This window comes from Streptomyces sp. NPDC049577, from assembly GCF_040675635.1.
Taxonomy (GTDB): domain Bacteria; phylum Actinomycetota; class Actinomycetes; order Streptomycetales; family Streptomycetaceae; genus Streptomyces.
Map to the genome: position 1 here is coordinate 1 of NZ_JBFAPH010000127.1, position 17066 is coordinate 17066.

The following is a 17066-nucleotide window of genomic DNA, read 5'->3' on the forward strand; positions in this document are numbered from 1 at the left end:
GCCGTCACACCGTTGCCCAGGTCGAGGTAGCGGGTGGCCTTCGGAGTCGTCGCCCCCTTGGCCAGAGTGACTTCGGTGTTGCCGAGGTAGAGCGTGGTCTCCGTGTCGGTACGGCTGATGAGGCGCGCGCCGTCGGCGTCGTAGAGGTACGACGTCGTGCTCGCCGGCTTGCCGTCCTTCGTCTTGGTCACCTTGGCCAGGTGGCCCTCGACGTCCCACTCCAGGTTCTGTGTGTCACCGCTCAGGGTGCGCGTCGCGGTGTTGCCGATCTGGTCGTAGGTGTAGGAGTCCCTCGCCGTACCCGTCGGGCCGCTCGTGTCGACAGTCGTCAGCGTGTGCGGCTGCGGGCTTCCGGCCATCGGGTAGGTGTACGTGCGCTTGGTGTCGCCGCCCGACGCGTGCCGCGTCTCGGTGAGGCGGTTGCCCGTCTTGTCGTAGGTGTACGAGTTCCAGTACGGGGCCGGGCCGCCGATCAGGTTCGCGGCCGGGGTCCCGGAACAGGTCGGCGTGGACTGGGTCCACTCGTCGGTGACGCGGCGCAGGTAGTCGTACGTGAAGCACTGGGTGTCCGTGCCGCCGGCGGCCGCGTCGGAGACGGCGCGGATGTTGCCCGCCTCGTCGTAGCTGTAGGTGGCGGCCTTGTCGACCGACGGCGCGTTCTCGCGGTCGACGCGCGTGGTGGCCAGGCGCTGGGTGCCCCACTCGTAGCCGTTGGTGATCTGAGTGAACCTGCCACTGTCGGGGGTCAACTTGGTCTGGAGCGGCTTGCCGGTCAGGCTGTAGCTCGTGATCTCGGCCTTGATGCCCTGGCCTGTGATGTCCGTAGGGCGCAGGACCTTGTCGTAGCCGTAGACCACCACCTCGCCCGGTAGCGCTCCGGCTTTCGGAAGGCCGACGCCCTGAACGCTGCCGGACGGGTTGTAGGTCGTGCCGGAACGGTACGTACCGGCGAGGGGACCTTCACTCTCCGGGACAACGGTCCTCGTCCGTGTGGCTCGGTACAGCGAGTCGTACATCTCCACGCTGCCGGTGTAGGCCTTGCCGTCCACGTAGCGCGTGGAAGAGGCGAGCTGGCCCTTGGCTCCGGCGATCGTGTCGTAGACCCACTCCGCCAGCTTCGTACCCGTCGCCGAGTCTTCACGGAGTTCGGTCTTGCGCCCCAGGTCGTCGTAGCCGTAATAGATCGTGTTCTTGGTCTTGCGGGCGTTGGTGACCGTGATCAGCTGTCCGCGGTCGTCGTAGGTGTTGTTGGTCGTCCCCTTGTCGGGGTCGGACGTGGAGACCTGCCGGCCCAGCTGGTCGTACGTGTACGTCCAAGCGTTGCCTGCCGGGTCAGTGACCTTGGCCAGCTTTCCGGTCGGGCTGTACGCGTAGCGGGTGACGTCCGCCTCAGCTCCGGCCTTGGGCTCGTGCAGCTGCTGCAGCTCGGTTGTCTGGCCCCGGGCGTCGACCACCGTGGTCGTCGCCGTGGCGCCCACCGGCGGGATCACCGTGGTGCGGTCACCACCGTAGAGGGTGCGGGTGGTGGACAGCACCTTTCCGGCATCACCGTTTCCGGCCACGTTCTTGGTCTCGATGGCCCGGCCGAGTCCGTCGTAGGCCGTCCAGGTCTGGGACTCGACCTTGAGGGCGTTGTCCGGGGTGAACAGGACGTTGTCGGGAGCACCCAACGCGTAGTACGCGGCGAACGCCTTGGTGACCAGGCCGCGCTGGTCATAGAAGGTGTCAGTGATCAGGCGGCCGCCGTCGGGGCCCGGGGCCTGCGTCTGGCGCGGGCGCAGGAAGCCGTCGTAGATCGTGTACGAGGTGAGCTGACCCCAGCTGTCGTTGAGCGTCCGCGTCGCCACCGCGGCCGGCTTGCCTTCCGCGATGGAATAGACGAACTGGTAGTTCGGGGCTCTCGACGGAGACTTGGGGACGTTCGGCAGCCAGACCTTGGTGTTACGGCCGAGGGCATCGTATTCGAGCTCGGTTTTGTTGTTGTTGGTGTCCACCTTGCGCACCGGCTGACCCCGAACGGGGTCGAATGCGGTCGTGCTCGTCTGCGCGGTGGACGCGTCTCCGGCCTTGGCCGGCGGCGTCTTGGTGGTGACGGTCGTCGCGTAACCGGTGTCCGGTGAGTAGACCGTCGTGCCGGTGCGGCCGTCGGTCCGCTTGGTGGTGGACAGTTGCTTGCCGGTGACGTCGAAGACGAGCTCCGCCGTGAGATCGGTGGCGGTCAGCTCGCGCCCGTAGGCGTCGTACGTCTTGCCGGACTCCAGATACGTGGCTTGGTTGCCGTCGTGCTTCTTCAGCGTGGCAACGCTGGTGGCGTCCCCCTTGGTGGGGCTCGTGCCGTAGCCTCCCCCGTCGTAGGCGGTGCGCACGTCGGAGACAACCAGCTTCGAACGGTCGACGATGGCGGCGTCACAGGCCGCGGCCACGGTCTCCACCCGGGACGGCAGGCTCAGCATGTTGGCCGCGGCGTTGTCCGCGTACCACGTGCGGGTGCAGCGGTCGTCGGCGGTAGTGGTCGTGTCACCGAAGTCGTCGGCCTGTGTCGTTCGGCCGGTGGCGTCATCATGGACGGCCGTGGTGGCCGTCTGGCGCCACTTCGCCCCGGCGCCGTCGTCCAGCGATGTGAAGGTCTTCGTGGACTCGGTGCCGGTGAAGTTCGCTGTGACGGTGCCCCAGGAGCGCTCCCGCTTGGCCGTCTCGTGGTGCCAGGGCCGGCTGAGCGACTTAGCCAGGATCTTGCCGCCGGGTGCCGAGTACGTCTCCGACTTGTACTGGAAGCCGGCCGCCGACTCGTGGTCGGTGAGGGTATCGCCCTCGCCGCCGCCCAACGCGACGCTGACGCTCTTTTTGCCGCCGTCCGCCGCCTTGCGGTCGCCATCCATACCGCGCAGGAAATAGGAGTCGGCCTGGGTCTTCATCCCGCCGACGCCCTGACCACCGGTCTGGACACGGACGTGTCCATAGCCGCGCCACTGCGACCAGGTCTTGAACTTCTCCTTGATCAGGCCGTCGTCATCGTCGAAGTGCCAAGCGGCACCGTCGAGGTAGTCGTACCGCGTGACCTGGTCGGGAGCTCCGCCGGTGCGGTCGGTGGCGGTCACGGAGTCGACGACGTACTTGTTGAACCACTGGAGGGTCGGATCGGCGCTACTGGTACCGCCGAGGTACTGCGGGAAGCATCGGGTCGTGTTCGACTCCGGGGTGGGCAGCTTGTTCCAGTCGCACTCGGGCTGGGAGTAGACGACGTCGGTCTGTCCGCCTGTCTCGTCGGCGATCGTGGACAACCGCTCCTTGAGGAACGGCGCCTTGCCGTCACCGGTCTTGTCGAGGCGGTTCGGGCGCTGCGTGTACGCGAATGTGGTCTTCGGCAGCGTGATCACCGGAGTTGCGGACTTGCCCGTGTGCTCGATCGAGTCCAGGAGCAGTTGGTAGTCCGTGTCGGACATGCCCCAGCGGTGGGCGAGCTTCCAGGAGTCGACGGGCGCGTAGGTGCCGTCGCTCTTCAGGACGCTGGTGCTGATGTCGGTCAGGCGCTTGCGGGTCCAGAAGGAGGGTGAGAAGCGGCCCTTGTCGCACTCGGTGCCCGGCTTGCAGTTGAGGTCCCAGGGGGTGTCGTACCAGTAGGCCTTCTTGTCGTCGATCGTGTCCTCGGCGCAGGTGACCTTGTCCTGGTCCTGTGGCAGGCACCGCTCGTCACTGCCGAACTCGACCTTGGCCAGCGGCTTGGCGTAGAGGTCGGCGGACTTCAGCCCGTACTCGATGCGCTTGAGGTACCCACCGCGGGTGTAGGTGGTGCCGTTCTTGGCCTCGAGGTCGCGGCCGTAGGAGTTGGTCTCCTTGCCGTAGTAGTAGGCGGCCGCGTTGCCGTGCGCGTCGACGGCGTAGTCGAGGTTCCAGCGCCAGGCCTGCTGGCACCAGGAGTCCTTGAAGGCGTCCTTGTGGCAGGGCTCGCCGGAGTCGTTGCCGAAGACGGGGACGGTCCACGCGGAGTCGGTGGTCTCCTTGCCCGTGGCCCAGCCGTTGAGCTTGTGGTATCCGAAGTAGTAGCGGGTTCCGTTCGGGGTGGTCACCCGCCAGTACTCGTTGTCGTTGTCGCCGTTGTCGTGCTCGTCACCGGTGAGCCTGGCGATCTTCGTGCCGTCGTCATTCTTCAGCCGCCACTCGTTGCCGCCGGCGGGGACGAGCTCGCCGGCCTTGCCGTTGAAGGAGATGGTGGCGTTGGCGTAGGCCCAGCACAGGTCGCCGGGCTTGTTGCCGTCGCTGTGCTTGGCACCGTCCTCGGCGCACGCCTTGTAACGGCGCTCGATGAAGCCGGGCCACAGGTCGAAGCCGTCGCCCGCCCAAGAGGACTGGTTGTTGGTGTTGCCGGTGCGTCCGTCGATGATGGAGGAGGAGTAGCCGAGGCCGACATTCGGCTTGAAGCCGCCGGGGACCTCGGGGACGGGGATGTTGTAGGACCAGCCGAACGAGCCGGTGTTCAGGTCCGTCTTCCAGGTCGCCGAGGGGGACAGCGGTGTCGCCTTGTAGTCACCCTTCTCACCGTCGGCGGCCGGAGCTGCGGCGAGGACCGTCGCAGCGCCGGCTCTCAGGGCGACGCGGTTGGCGATGAGGGTCTTCTTCTGGGTGTCGTTCTTGGCCGCAAGAGGAGTGCTCTTGCGGCACTCCGCCTTGCCGGGCGAGGTCAGGGCGCAGGACGGGAGTTCGAGCAGCTGGAGACGGGAGGCGTAGCCGCCACCGTAGGCCTGGGCGAAGTCGGAGTAATCGACACGGACGCCGACATTCGCGTCGGCCGGGGCCTTGAGTCCCTTGGAAGCCGCGTTCGTGGTGATCGTCATCAGGGGACCGTTCACCCCCAGGCGCTTGCCGACCTCGTCGTCCAGGATCCGCACCTCAGCCTTGCCCTCCGGGGCGGCGGCCGAGGGGGCTGCCTTGGCGCCCTTCGCCTCCGGCGCCGCGAGAAGGCTGACCGGCGAACCTGCGCCATTTCCTTTACCGCCGGCCAGTCCGGACAGCTCAACAGTGACCTTGCTCCCTGGCTTCCAGGTCGTCTTCGGTGCCTGCTGCGGTGTCTTGGGTGCTGGGTCAAGCTTGCGTGCCTTGCTCCCGGCCGTCTTCCCCGCCACGGGCGTCCCGGGCGACGGGGCACCCGGCAGGCTGCTGCCGGTCGCCTCCGTCGAGAACATCACTCCTTGCAACAGCGAGCCCACCAGGACCGTGGACACACTGAGTCCCACGCGTCTCCGCCAGGCCGAGCTGCGCGCTCTGGCTTTGCCGTTCATTTCTTGTCATCCCTCGCTGAGGCATCACGGCGCGCGGCGAGCGCACCGTTGTGCTGCAGAAGTCATCAATCGGCTGATAAAGGTGGGTGGGGAGCTCACGGCTCCCCACCCCGGCCTGCGTCAGACAGCGGGAACCTGCGTGGGGTAATCGGACGACCCGTATGCGAGCTGCTTCACCTGGCGCTCATCGAGCGCCCCCTGGAACGCCCACACGTCGTCCACCTGCCCCGACCAGTACTCCCCCGCCGTCCCCTTGGTCATCGCGCGGCCGATCTGGAAGGACTTCGTCGCCGCGAACGACAGCGCGTTCCCCGACATCGACGACCGGTCGACGCAACCCGCGCCGCCGTCGCCGTTCGTGGCGCAGGAGAACTCCTCCAGCGCGCCGTTCACGTACAGCCGCAGTTCGTTCGCGAAGCCGTCGTACACGAGCGCCAGGTGGTTCCAGCTGCCGGCGTCCTGGAAGAAGCCGTTGTCCACGGTCGTCACGGTGACGTCCTTGTCCCCGTCCTTGCCCGGCATGGTGACCTGCCACCGCCCCTGGCCCTCGCCGCCCTGGCCCGGCACCGGCGCACCCGGCACGTACCGGACGGTGAACGCGTTCTGGGACGAGCCTTCCGCGCTCAGCACCGTCATCGCGCGCCCCGGCTTGTCGGCCGCGCGCTGCGCCCACGCCGTCACGGTGAAGCTGCCGCTCGTGTCGACCGGCACGCCGCCGTACGCCGCGCCGTCCACGCCGTTGAGCGTGAGGCTGCCCGAATCGACAAGACCGGGGCCGATGCCCGCGCCGCCGACGAGGGTCATGTCGTGCCGCACCCCGCCCGTCTCGGCGATCGCGTCCGGCGAGGCGGCCGGGGTGCCCGTCGCCGTCTCGAACTTCCAGCGGCCCTTGACCAGCCTGCGCTGCTTGAACATCTGCTGGACCTCGTACGCGGAGGCCGGCCGGTCGTAGATGCGGACGTCGTCGATCTCGCCGGGGAAGAAGTTGTCCGGCTTCCCGGCATACGCGCCGGCGCCGATCTGGAACTGCTTCTCGGCGAACCAGGTGCCGGCCAGCGGTGCTGAGCCGGCGGGTACGCCGTTGACGTACAGCGACAGGGTGCCCGTGACCGTGTCGCGGACGCCGACGAGATGGGTCCACTCGCCGCCCTGCGGCGGCGGTCCGGCGCTCTGGACGACCTTGTTCTGGGGCGCGTCTGCGGCGTCCTTCGTGCTCTGGCTGAGCACCCACCGGTCGGGGCCGGGCGCGTACGAGATCTCCACGCCGCTCGCAGCCGCTCCGGCCTGGGTGAGCACGACCGCCGGGTGCGTCGGCTTGTCCTTCGGCAGCCGGGCCCACGCCGAGACGGCGAAGGGCTGCATGGTGTTGAAGTGCGGTGCGTCCACCGACGCGTAGTCGTCGACGCCGTCCAGCGAGAGCGCCTTGCCGTCGACCCCGTCGACGCCCGGCTTCGGGCTGCCGTGGAAAACGGCCGGCATGACGTCCGCGTGGCCGGTCAGCTCCTTGGCCCCGGCCTCCTCGTCCATGGGGAAGACGGCACGGGCCGGGCGGCCCGGGCCGCGGATGTGCTCCTTGTTGTACAGGCGGGTGATCTCGCCGGCCGAGGCGGGCTTGTTGAAGATCTCCAGTTCGTCGATCTGACCGGGGAAGAACGACGCCTGCTTGCCGCTGTACGAACCGGCACCGATCTGCAGGCCTCGGCGCGCGTCCCATGGCGTCTTGTAGGGGACGGTCGACTCCAGCTGGCCGTTGACGAACAGCCGGAGTTCACCGACGCCGACGTCGTAGACGCCCGCCAGGTGAGTCCACTCCCCGACCTTCGCCCCGCCCGGGTTCTTCTGCATGACGCGGACCGGCAGGGCGGAAGCCGTGTCGGAGGAGTACTGGTTGAAGGCCCAGCGGTCGTAGTCCTTCGAGTAGTACAGCTCGAAGCCGGGGGCGTAGTTGCCGGGCTGGGCGGCGATGATCGCGGCTTCGGAAGGGGCCTTCGAGAGCTTGGCCCAGGCCGAGACGGTGAAGCCGTTGGCGGTGTCGACTACGGGAATGTCCGTGCTCGCGTAGCCGTCGGTGCCGTTGAGGGTGAGGGAGGTGCCCATCACGCCCTCGGCGCCCGTGGAGGCCCCGCCGTGCAGTGTGGCGGTGCGGGGCGGGGTGGAGCCCTCGGCCTGCTTGGCACCGGGGCCCTCGTCCAGGGACCACACGGCGCGCTCCGGCTGACCGGCCCGCACCTTGTAGCGGTAGGTGTAGGGCTCGCTCATGTTGCCGGCGTTGTCGAGCGACTGAACGGTGACGAAGTTCAGGCCCGGCTCACCGGGAAGCGCCTTGATCGTCTTGGCGGCGCCGTCGGTCGTGGTGATGGTGTTCTTGGGCTTCGCGTCGCCGTTGATGCCGTAGATGTACTTGGTGATGTCCTTGGCAGCCGGACCGAGGGTGAAGGATCCGTACCGGCCGACGCCGTCGTACCAGGGGTCGTCCTCGCCGTTCGGGGACGTGCCGGGCTTCGACTCGGGGTAGTCACCGGACGCCACTCTCGGGGCGGGCAGCACCTTGGGGTCGCGGACGAAGTAGCAGCCGCTGGGCGATCCGGCCCATGACCAGGGCGAGTAGCCGAGGTGGTCGTAGGCGCGCACGTACCAGTTCACGGTGGTGTTCACCGTGATGTCGCTCGGCAGGGTCATGGAGAAGTCCGAGCCGGACCGTTTGAAGGTGGTCAGTCCGGGCTTCCAGCGGGGGACGACGCCCTTGCCGTCGCCGGCGTCCCACTCGGCCATGAACTCCACGGCGACGTCGTCGCCGTCCGGGTCGGTGACGTGGTTGGCGTAGATCCTGCCGAGGCTGCGGACGTGGACGGCCTGCTCGGGGATCCGGCAGCTGCCGCCGTACTCCATGGACAGCTGGGACATGGCGATCTGCCCGGGCGTCTGGTTGTACTGCACGCGCAGGTAGGCGCGGTCGGAGAACCGCTTCCAGGCGTAGGTGTCGTCCTCGTCGGAGGCCTTGAGGCCGAAGGTCAGCGAGGACCAGGACTTCGCGGCGGCCTCCTTGACGGCGTCGAGGACGTTGAACTCGCCGTCGCCGCCGGCACAGCCCTCGTAGCCGTAGGCGAACTCGTACTCGGCGAGCTTCTTGATCCAGAAACCGGACGAGCTCTGCGAGTCCCAGGTGGTGGAGGAGTCGATGCCCTTGGTCCGCCAGAGCTGGACGCCCTTCTTCTGGCAGGAGGCCGACCAGGTCTCGGGGACCACGAACTCCGCGGAGAGGATCGTCTTGCCGGCGAACCCGGAGGTCGGGATCTCGTAGAAGAGGCGCTTGGTGTCACCAGGGCTGCAATGGTTCCAGTCGCAGTAGCCCATGCCGCCGTCGCTCTTGCCGTTGAACTTCCACTGCGGAGAGCTCGACCAGTATTTGGACGCCATGGTCCAGGCGGAGGAGCGGGGCGCGTACCACTGGGGGTCGATGAACACGGGGTAGACCGTGTCCGTTCCGGTCAGCACCTTCTTGTCCGGCGTGAGGACGAGTTCGCGACCGCCGGCCGGGACGTCGACGCCGACGCGTGCCAGCTTCCCGGACTCCGCGGGCCCCGGTTCGTCCCGCCCGGACTTGCCCGTGATCTTGGCCGGGGCCTTGACCGGGGCCTTGGCGGCGGGGCCGGCGGCACCGGCCTCGCGCGGCGACGCGCCGGTCGTACCGGCCGCCTGGCTGGAGTCCCACATCAGCGGGGTCGGCGCTTCGAACACCGCGCCGCCGGCTCCCCGGTCGACGGCGGTCAGTCCGCCGCGCGCGGTCTGCTGGACGGTGACCCCCTGACCGTCGACCTTCAGCCGGAGCTGGGCGAGTTCCGGACTCGCCGCCGCCTTCGCGGATTTCACCACCAGGAGCTGGGTGAAGCCGTCCGCCTGGGCGGCCACGCGCAGATCGACGTCGGGAATGACGTCCGGGTACGTCGCCGTGTCACCGTCGAGACGCGGCGCCGGCAGCTTGGCCGGCCAGGAGAGGGCCAGCTTGCGGCCGCCCTTGTCCAGTTGCACCAGGGAGGTGTCGCCGCCGCCGGAGAACGTCACGCCGATCGTCGCGGCCCGGGGCGACACCTTGCCGTCCGCGGACTTGGCGAGTGTGGTGTCGACGGGCTTCCAAGCGCCGTCCACACGGGCGCGGATCGGGCGCAGGTACTCGCGCGCCTCCAGGGTGCCGTTCGGCTTGGCGATCACGTCCCTGGTCTCGGCGCGCTGCGAGGCCACTTCCACGTTCTTGCCGGATCGTTTTGCCTGAGCCAGGGCCTCGGCCTCGGTGGCAGCCGACCCTCCGCCGCCGGCTTCCTCCCCGGCGGCTCGGGCCGCAGCGGACCGGGCAACGGCCGCCGCCGGCGGTCCGGTCACCATTCCCAGGGGCAGAGCCGCGCCCAGTCCCCAAGCGGCAGCTCTCCCCAACGCGCGCAGGCGCGCACGACGAAACATCCCCCCAGCCCTCCCCAGAGCCGTGACGTGAAGACCACATAAAGGTGTGAGGAGTGACGGTAGGGGCACAGGGTGTGCCTGGTCTATGCCTGACGGTGCGCCGCTTAACCGGCCAATCCCCCTGAACCACCTGCAAACAGACGTGCCATATGTCACAACACGGCGGGCTGAAATGTGCTTGTGCCGGGCTATGGCGGTATGGACGGTTGCTGCCGGAAGTGGCGATCGGCGCGGTGGTGCTTGCGCCGGACCCGCTGGTGGCGTGGGAGGCTTCGTGTCACCCCTCGCTGATCCGCACCTCGTGCCCCTCCCCCGGCGCCGCCAGCGCCAGTACGTTCCCCGCCTCCTCCTCCAGCGCCGGACGGTCCCCGCGGCGCATGGGGGCGAAGGGCTCGACCGTCATCGTCGCCACGCCGCCCGCCCGCTCCACGCGCCAGATGCCGGCGATGAAGCCGTCCAGCAGGAAGGCGCGGTGCGCGCGGTTCACGCGCCAGACGCGGCGCAGGTTCTCCGGGGTCGCGATGCGGGCGCGGTCCGCGTGGGAGAGGGCGATGTTGTCGAACTCGGGCAGGAAGCGCACCGGCGCCGGGGTTTCCGGGTCCGGGAGCGGGGCGTCGGGGTGGTCGAGGAGTTCGACGCCCTGCTCGTCGCGGAAGACGCGCAGGCGGGGACGGAGGCGGTCGGCCGGCTCGCGGAGGCGGGTGAGGCCGGACCAGGTCTGGATGTCCTTGACGGACGCCGGGCCGAAGGCCGCGAGGTAGCGGAGGAGCAGGGTGTCCAGGCCGGGGGCCGGGTCGGGGTCGCGGCCCAGCCAGACCTCGGTCGTCGTATGGGCGACCGGGCCGCTCCTGCCCCACAGGCCGCGTGGCGTGACCTGGACGAGCGGGAGCAGGGTACGGGCCGCCATGGCCAGGTCCTGCGGGGCGTGGTCGGGCCAGTGCTCGGCGAGGACGTGGCCGAGTTCGTGGAAGGTGTACGGGCGTTCGGCGACGAGTGTGCGGGCGCGGGCGGCCAGGTCCGTCAGGTCGACGCCGGGCAGGCGCTTGCCGTGGTTGCCCCGGAAGGAGCGGTCCAGCACCGGCTGGGTCAACGGGCGCAGCACGAGCGCGTCGCGGGCGCTGACGAGGTGGATGGTGGAGCGCATCACGGGGATGCGTACGGCCTCGCGGGCTTCGAGCAGGCCGGAGAGCTGGTCCGGGGCGAAGCCGTCGAGCCGGGCGGCGAGCGCGTAGTACGGGTCCGGCGGGGACTGCGCCTGGAGCCCGACCAGGTGCTCGACCGCGTCGAGCACCGGCAGCTCGGCGCGGCGGAGCAGCAGCTGGCGGGCGAGCAGCGCGCGGTTGAGGGCACGGGTGGCGAGCACGGTCGGGGCCATGCCGTCACCCTATGGCGGCTCAGTGGCGGCTCAGCTCACCGGCAGGCTCTCCCGGGCCCACGTCGCCAGCAGCCGCAGGGCGGTCTGGGACGGTGAGCCTTCTTCCACCGTGTGCGCGACCAGCGCCTGGTCGGGGTCGTCGGGGAGGCGCAAGGTCTCGAATCCGAGGTCCAGTTCGCCGACCACCGGGTGCCGGTAGCGGTACCGTCCGTGGGTCTTGTCCTTGAGCCGGTGCTCCGCCCAGGCTTCACGGAACTCCGGGCTTCCGGCGGCCAGTTCGTCGAGCAGTGCCGCGGTGCGCGGGTCGTCCGGGTGGCGGCCCGCGTCGAGCCGGAGGTAGGCAGCCACGTCGCTCGCCTTGCCGCGCCAGTCGGCGTACAGGCTGCGCATGCCCTCGTCCAGGAACACCAGGCGGGCCAGGTTCCGTTGGCGGTGCGGCAGCGCGCCGAAGTCGGTGATGAGTGCCGCCGCGAGCCGGTTCCATGCCAGGACGTCGGTGTTCCGGCCGACGATGTACGCCGGCACATCGGCCGCCGAGTCCAGCAGCCGGCGCAGCCCCGGTCGCACCCGCTGCGACGGCGGCGGCTCTTCCGGGCGCTCGGCGTCCGACCACGGCCGCGCCAGCCGGTACAGGTGATCGCGTTCCACCGCGGTCAGGCGCAGGGCGCGGGCGACCGCGTCCAGCACCGCCTCGGAGAAGTGCAGGGTGCGGCCCTGCTCCAGGCGGACGTAGTGGTCCACGCTCACCCCGGCCAGCCGGGCCAGCTCCTCCCTGCGCAGCCCGGGAACACGCCTCCGGCCGCCGTAGTCCGGCAGCCCCAGTTCTTCGGGGCGCAACCGGGCCCGGCGGGAGCGGAGGAACTCGCCCAGTTCTGCGCGTCTGTCCAAAGCCATGTGACAAGTATCCGTGTCCCGTTCGTCCTGCCGCACCGTCCTGCCTGGTCATGCCGTGCCCAGGCACCGGCTGCCACTGGGTGGGCCGCCGCCGGACGAGCAGAGTGAGGGGCACCGGAACGGATCCGGTGCCCAAGGCGCCCCTCCGGCGCCCCGACTCCCCAGAGGAAGCACTTCGTCATGACCAACACTCATCTGCCCACCCGTGCCCTCGGCAGCACCGGCATGGACATCACCCGCCTCGGGCTCGGCTCCTGGGCGGTGTCCGGAGCCGGCTGGTACTTCGGCTGGGGCACCACCGACGACGCCGAGTCGATCACCGCGATCCGGCACGCGCTCGACGCGGGCGTCAACTGGATCGACACCGCCGCCGTCTACGGCCTCGGCCACTCCGAGGAGCTGATCGGCAAGGCCGTCGCCCAGCTGCCCGAGGGCGACCGCCCGTACCTCTTCACCAAGGTCGGCCTGGTCTGGGACCCGGACAACCCGCAGGCCGCGCCCCGCCGGATCATGAAGCCGGCCAGCGTCCGCCGCGAGGTCGAGGACTCGCTGCGCCGGCTGGGCGTCGAGCGCATCGACCTGTACCAGGTGCACTGGCCGGACACCGGCGAGTCGCTGGAGTACGCGGGCGACGGCAGCGGCGCCGTCTCCCCCAACGCCACCCCGCTGGAGGAGTACTGGCAGGTCATGGCCGATCTGAAGGCCGAGGGCAAGGTCCGGGCGATCGGCCTGTCCAATCACTCGCCCGAGCAGTTGGCCGCCGCGGAACGGATCGCCCATGTCGACGTCGTCCAGCCGCCGTTCTCGGCCATCCACCGCTCCGCCGCGGACGAGATCGCCTGGGCACACGCCCACGGCACGGGTGTGATCACTTACTCCCCGCTGCAGTCCGGGCTGCTCACCGGCACCTTCTCCGCCGATCGGGTCGCCAACCTGCCCGCGGGTGACTGGCGTGCCGCGCACCGGGACTTCACCACGGGCCTGGCCGCCAACCTCCGCGTGGCGGACGCCCTGCGCCCGGTCGCCGAACGGCACGGTGTCACCGTCGCCGAGGTGGCTATCGCCTGGGTGCTGGCCTGGCCCGGCATCACCGGGGCCATCGTCGGTGCCCGCAAGCCCGGCCAGGTCGACGGCTGGATCGGGGCCGGCTCGGTGGAACTGACGCCGGCCGACCTGGAGGAGATCGCCGCTGCCATCACCACGTCCGGCGCGGGCACCGGCCCTGTCCGCCCCTGAACCGTCCGCCCCTGAACCGACCGCCGCCGAACAGACCACGCCACGTCAGGAGATCACGCCGTCATGTCCCTCACCGTCGTCGCCGAATGCCTGGCCGCACCCGGACAGGAGGACCGGCTCCGCACCGCCCTGGAGGCGATGATCGAGCCGTCCCTGGAAGAACCCGGCTGCCTCGCCTACCGTCCGTACACCGACCCCAACAACTGCGCCCGCATGGTCATCGTCGAGGAGTGGACCGACTCGCGGGCCCTCGACGAGCACTTCACCACCGATCACTTCCGCCACGTGAAGCAGGTGCTGGACCGTGTCCTCGCCGAGCCGATGACCATCCGCAAGCTGGTCGCCGCTCCCGCCGGCTGACCCGCGCTGCCGGGCCGGCGCGCGGGCTCACTTCTCGCCGGCCGGCCCCAGCGGCAGCGTGAAGCGCACCTCGTACCCCGCCGCCCCGCCCTCCCGCGGCCCCGCGGTGAACGTGCCGCCGTACAGGGTGGCGCGTTCGCGCATGCCGATGAGGCCCTGGCCGCTGCCGGGCACCCGAGCGGTGGGTGAAGCCGTGGCGTCGGACGGGCCGTTGTCCGTGACGCGGATCGTGAGGTGGTCCGCCGAGTACGCGAGAGAGACCGTGGCGCGGGTGGGGGCGGCGTGCTTGAGGGTGTTGGTGAGGGCCTCCTGGACGATCCGGTACGCGCACAGGTCCGCGCCGGGCGGCAGGGGGCGGACCGTGCCCGTCGTCCCGATCTCGACGGGAACCCCGGAGACGGTGACCCGCTCGGCGAGTTCCGGGAGCCTGGCGAGGCCGGTGGCCGGGGCGTCGCCGGAGCTCTCGGAGGAGGGCGCGTCGCCGTCGGGCGGAACGCGCAGGAGGTGGAGCAGTCCGCGCATCTCCTCCAGCGACCGGTGGGCGGTGTCGGCCACGGTGTCGAGGGCCGTGCGCGCGGTGTCGGGGGCGGAGTCGAAGACGTACCGGGCGAGGCCGCTCTGGATGGAGATGACGGAGAGGTGATGCGCGACCACGTCGTGGAGCTCACGGGCGATGCGCAGCCGCTCCTCGGTCACGGCGTGCCGGGCCCGGGCGGCCTGCTCGACGCGCAGCCGGCGGGTGAGCTCGGTGAGCTGGTCGTTGCGTTCGCGTACGCGGCGGACATTGGCGCCGAAGGCCCAGGCGAGGCCGATGACGACGAGCGTCTGGCCGGTCGCGACCCAGCCGTCGACGACGCGCGCGGCGATGGTCGCGTACTCCACGACGCCACCGGCCAGCAGGACTCCCGGCGCCGCCCGGCGGAGCGGCTGGCCGGTGGCGAGGGTGTAGAGGGCCAGGACCGGTCCCCAGACGTTGACCGACGGCTGGTAGCCGGCGGCCGTATAGGCGGTCAGGGCGGTGGAGGACACCAGCAGCACGACCCACGGCACGCGCCGGCGCAGCGCCAGCGGAAGGCTGACCGTCAGGCTGAGCAGCACGGCCCACCGGTCGAACCGGGGCCAGCCGTCGGGGTGGTACTGGCGGGCGAAGGACACGGTCACGGCGGCCACGGAGACGGCGATGACGAGGTCGATGGCCTGTCGTAAGGCGGGCCGGCGCAGGACGGTCGTCCGTTCGATTCCACTATGGGTGAGCACGGTCGGGGATTATGGCCAACGCCGTGCCCCGGCACGCGGGGGACCGATCGGTACGGCCGGTAATGGATCAGCGGCGGTGAGGGGGCGCCGCCCCCTACACCGCTGGGTGGATACGGCCCGCCCGGCCCATGCCCCGCCTCAACCGCTGGGTTGAGGGCCCGGCCCCGCCCCACCACGGGCGATTCAGGCCGTGGTTCAACCCCTCACCGGATTCGGGCGGCAGGTCCCCCTCGGTAATTTCCTCGGACGTCGAGACCGAGCGGTCACCGAAGGGAAACGTTTCATGAGCGCATTGACGGGTCGCCGCTGTCTGGCCCTCGCGGCCGGCGCGCTCGCCCTCGCCGCCTTCGCCCAGCCGGGGGCGGCGCACGCGGGCGAGCCCGTGCCGCCGCCGGGGATCGCGGGCGGTGGGGAGGCCGGCCATCATGCCGGGTCCGGGCTGGCCGCCCGGACCGGCAGACCGGTCGCGCCGCGGCTGACGGCCGGCACCGTGCGCGGCCTCGACGTCAGCGCCCACCAGGGGAACGTGAACTGGTCCGCCGTCCGCGCGGCCGGGGCGTCGTTCGCCTATGTGAAGGCCACCGAGGGGCTGACGTACAAGAACGAGTTCTTCTCCCAGCAGTACAACGGCTCGGCGGCGGCCGGGCTGGTGCGCGGGGCCTATCACTTCGCGCGGCCCGAGAACTCGGGCGGTACCGCGCAGGCCGACAACTTCGTCGACCAGGGCGGCGGCTGGCGCAAGGACGGCAGGACCCTGCCGGGCGCGCTGGACATCGAGTACAGCCCGGTGCAGGGCGCGCCGGCCTGTTACGGGCTCGGGCAGAGCCAGATGGTGAGCTGGATCAGCGACTTCGTCGAGCGGTACCACGCGCGGACCGGACGGTACCCGGCCATCTACACGACGACGAGCTGGTGGTCCCGGTGCACCGGCAACTCGGCGGCCTTCGCCGGGAAGTCGCCGCTGTGGATAGCCAACTTCAACGGCTCGGCCCTTCCCCTGCCTCACGGCTGGACGGGCTACGCGGTCTGGCAGACGGCGGACAAGGGCCCCTTCCCCGGTGACCAGGACGTCTTCAACGGCTCGCCGCAGGACCTGAAGAAGTTCGCGAACGGTGACTACACGCCGCCGTCGACGCCGGGCTGGCCGGCCGTGCAGCAGGGGCAGAGCGGCTCGCAGGTGACCGCCGCGCAGCACCTGCTCAACGCCCACGGCGCGCACCTCGACGTCGACGGTCAGTTCGGGCCGGCCACCCGGGACGCCGTCATCGCCTTCCAGAACGCCGTCCACCTCACCGCCGACGGCATCATCGGGCCCAACACCTGGCAGGCACTGGTCGTCACCGTCCAGTCGGGTTCGAGCGGGGACGCCGTACGGGCCGCGCAGTCGCTGCTCGTCTCCCACGGCGCCCACGTGGACGTCGACGGCCTGTTCGGGCCGGCCACCCGGGACGCCGTCATCGCCTTCCAGAACGCCGTCCACCTCACCGCCGACGGCATCGTCGGGCCCGACACCTGGCAGGCACTGCTCTCCTGACGTCAACCGGTCGAGAGGAAGAAGCCATCATGTCCCGTCTCGTTCCCACCGCCCTGCTGGCGGCCTGCGGCACCGCGCTGCTCGCCGGTGCCCTGGCGACCCCGGCCACGGCCGCTCCCGCCCGCGCCGCCTCCACTTCCGTCTCCGCCTCCGCCGGCACGGCCACCGTGGCCGTGGCCAAGCTGAGCCAGTCCCAGGCAGCCGCCAAGCTTCGCGCCGCCGGCATCACCTGGAGCTCCAGCGGCAACTGCACCAACCGCAACAACGCCCACTGCACGTCCTTCGAGCAGATCAACGCCTCGACCGTGAACGGGATCATCACCTTCAAGCGGGCCAGCGGCTGCGCCGTCACCATCACGGGCGGCACGGAGACCGGTCACTCGTCCGGCGCCAAGAGCCACTGGAACGGCTACAAGGTCGACATCAACCCCACCTCGTGCGTCACCGACTACATCAAGCGCAGCTTCAAGTACATCGGCAAGCGCGGCGACGGCGCCGCGATGTACCAGTCGTCGGCGGGCAACGTCTACGCCCGTGAGTCCAGCCACTGGGACATCACCTACCAGGCGTGAGCCCTGGTGACGGGCCGGGCGGGGGGGGGCGCGGGGGGGGGGCCCCCCCCCCCCCCCCCCCCCCCCCCCCCCCGCCCCCGGGGAGGGCCGCAAAAAGATTTTGGGCC

General features: G+C 70.4%; 9 protein-coding genes. 4 read left to right on the forward strand and 5 right to left on the reverse strand.

What is annotated here, in order from left to right:
• The 4 genes from AB0K09_RS16395 to AB0K09_RS16410 form a co-directional block, all read right to left on the reverse strand.
• A partial coding sequence (locus AB0K09_RS16395) for a sugar-binding protein (protein WP_366066053.1) occupies positions 1 to 5180 on the reverse strand: 5180 nt, incomplete at its 3' end.
• Positions 5181 to 5396: 216 nt separating this feature from the next.
• Positions 5397 to 9515 (reverse strand): LamG-like jellyroll fold domain-containing protein, encoded by a 4119-nt coding sequence (locus AB0K09_RS16400; RefSeq protein WP_366066045.1) that lies wholly within the window; start codon positions 9513 to 9515, stop codon positions 5397 to 5399.
• Between the two features lie 493 nt (positions 9516 to 10008).
• The gene (locus AB0K09_RS16405) at positions 10009 to 11106 is read right to left on the reverse strand and encodes a winged helix DNA-binding domain-containing protein (RefSeq protein WP_366066046.1); all 1098 of its coding nucleotides are present in this window, start codon (positions 11104 to 11106) and stop codon (positions 10009 to 10011) included.
• A gap of 30 nt (positions 11107 to 11136) precedes the next feature.
• Complete coding sequence (locus AB0K09_RS16410; protein WP_366066047.1) at positions 11137 to 12000, reverse strand: helix-turn-helix transcriptional regulator; 864 nt, start codon at positions 11998 to 12000, stop codon at positions 11137 to 11139.
• A gap of 180 nt (positions 12001 to 12180) precedes the next feature.
• Here AB0K09_RS16410 and AB0K09_RS16415 point away from each other — a divergent pair, with 180 nt between their 5' ends.
• Together AB0K09_RS16415 and AB0K09_RS16420 are read left to right on the forward strand one after the other, a co-directional pair.
• On the forward strand, positions 12181 to 13236 hold the full coding sequence (locus AB0K09_RS16415; protein WP_366066048.1) for an aldo/keto reductase: 1056 nt from the start codon (positions 12181 to 12183) through the stop codon (positions 13234 to 13236).
• Between the two features lie 63 nt (positions 13237 to 13299).
• Positions 13300 to 13596: a putative quinol monooxygenase gene (locus AB0K09_RS16420; RefSeq protein ID WP_366066049.1), complete on the forward strand. Its 297-nt coding sequence runs from the start codon at positions 13300 to 13302 to the stop codon at positions 13594 to 13596.
• A gap of 27 nt (positions 13597 to 13623) precedes the next feature.
• Here the strand turns inward: AB0K09_RS16420 and AB0K09_RS16425 are convergent, their stop codons facing one another.
• Positions 13624 to 14853, reverse strand: coding sequence for a sensor histidine kinase (locus AB0K09_RS16425; RefSeq protein ID WP_366066050.1), 1230 nt, complete (start codon positions 14851 to 14853; stop codon positions 13624 to 13626).
• A gap of 283 nt (positions 14854 to 15136) precedes the next feature.
• Between AB0K09_RS16425 and AB0K09_RS16430 the strand changes: the two genes are divergently transcribed.
• Both AB0K09_RS16430 and AB0K09_RS16435 read left to right on the forward strand, forming a co-directional pair.
• Positions 15137 to 16387, forward strand: coding sequence for a GH25 family lysozyme (locus AB0K09_RS16430; RefSeq protein WP_366066051.1), 1251 nt, complete (start codon positions 15137 to 15139; stop codon positions 16385 to 16387).
• 29 nt (positions 16388 to 16416) lie between these two features.
• Positions 16417 to 16959 carry a hypothetical protein gene (locus AB0K09_RS16435; RefSeq protein WP_366066052.1) on the forward strand — a complete coding sequence of 181 codons (543 nt, stop codon included), beginning with the start codon at positions 16417 to 16419 and terminating at the stop codon, positions 16957 to 16959.
• The last annotated feature ends 107 nt before the right edge of the window (positions 16960 to 17066 follow it).